This is a genomic window from Mesorhizobium sp. P5_C1, assembly GCF_054049815.1.
The window spans coordinates 1-1,588 of record NZ_JBFULQ010000871.1 but is presented as its reverse complement, the minus strand read 5'-3'; the positions used below and the strand labels follow the sequence as shown (position 1 = coordinate 1,588).

2 protein-coding genes are annotated in these 1,588 nt (G+C 56.9%); both read left to right on the top strand.

The window, feature by feature from the left end; genetic code table 11:
- Nucleotides 1-231: 231 nt before the first annotated feature.
- Nucleotides 232-453, top strand: a complete 222-nt coding sequence (locus ACXJ7R_RS32130; RefSeq protein ID WP_457155316.1) for a DUF768 domain-containing protein — start codon at nucleotides 232-234, stop codon at nucleotides 451-453.
- 610 nt (nucleotides 454-1,063) lie between these two features.
- Nucleotides 1,064-1,228, top strand: a complete 165-nt coding sequence (locus ACXJ7R_RS32125) for a hypothetical protein (RefSeq protein ID WP_457155315.1) — start codon at nucleotides 1,064-1,066, stop codon at nucleotides 1,226-1,228.
- The last annotated feature ends 360 nt before the right edge of the window (nucleotides 1,229-1,588 follow it).

Genomic DNA, 1,588 nt, shown 5'->3' with positions numbered 1-1,588 from the left:
GGCTGGCGGTCGGAGAGCAGGCGGACGCCGTCAAGGCATGCATGCCGCATCCGCTCGACAACCTGATCGGCCGCGCCCTCAAGCATGCGGCCCCAGTCGCCGGCAAGCTCGATCGGCGCGGTGAGGAGAGTCGACGGTGGACCGGTTGGGGGAGATCTTACGGCCATTGGCTTTCCTTTCTCGATCGCGCCAACATACGGAACCTAATATTCGTGCGCAGATTATGGACCAATGAGCACACACGGAATAAACTTCCTGGATCAATGGTTTGCCAACAACGTCCACGAGACGACGAAGGCCGATTTCATTTCGGTCGACGAACTCACGCACAAGTTGGTTGCTGACGCGGCGGTGGTAGGAATTCGGGGGATCGAGATCGGCGAARAGGTCGACAGCCTCYATCGAACRATCCTCGACGCGATTGTGCACAAAGATGCGGGTTTGCCCGAATAGACCTTGCCCGCCACCTACGGTTGGGTAGCGCTAGCATCAAGGCAGCGCGGCGAAGGAGAAATCACGCCGAAGGTGAAGCGCTGATCGCTATTTCTGGGTCTAGGAAGCAGTCTGTGGCCCGGCACCCTCCTTTTGACACTGAACAAACCAGAGGGGCGCCGAGCCTTTATCGGCGGCGCTTTGAGGGAAACGGCGCCGACCAATGAGAATAGCGCTCTCGCTAGAGTTGTCGGAATACAACCTTTTGGATGATAGCCATTTAATTAGAAGTTGCTAAAGTGCATTCGATAAGGGGATTTGTCAGATTGGATGCTGCGCGCGTTAGCTTCGAGGCCAGGCGACGGGCAGACACGGTTGCGCCGCCGCCAAGATTTGATCCTATCTGGGGAAGTGTGGCGGGGGCGGCGATAGCCGGCAGCGTGGTCGGCGCTTTTTGTTGGCTTGCAGGCAGCAACCATATGACGGGTGCGATTAGCATAGTCATGGTTTCGGCGTTTGCGCTGCCGTATTTCTATCTCCTGAGAAGGGAGCGGAGGAACAGTGAGGCCTTTGAAACCTATTACATCAGATTGTTGGAACGAGAGAGGGCAAGAGAGACGAAGGACGAGAGATGGCCGACGAGCCAGTGACGACCTACATCGTGAGCGTTTTTGAGAAGCCGCATTGGCGCACCGTGCTGACCACCAAGGACAGGGAGAAGGCGTGGGCTATGGCAAAGGAAATCGGCGACYAGGTGCGGGTSRARGAGATCACGCCGAAGGTGAAGAGGCGCTGAAATTGTACGAAAATAACCAGCCCGGGAGCTGTGGAACCTAACGGCCGCGTTCGCATTTTGTCGGCCATGAAATAGGAGGGCCAGCTATGAGAACCTTGGGTGTGTGGGTCGCGTTCGACGGAAACCTCGTCTGATAGGCTGGTTGGCACGATCGACCGAGCGACTGCCGCACAGAGTTCGATTGTTCGCATATTCGCTGCCTCCCATGGCTGGTTGCCGCCCATACGCTAATGATGAGCCTTTGCGTATTTTAGGTACAACTAATGTTGCGGCCTCAAGTTACCCACTCCGGMCAGCATWAMGGCCCCTGGGCTGGTATACGTTCAGCTTCTGGTGTGCGGTGAGGCGGGAAAGGCTACG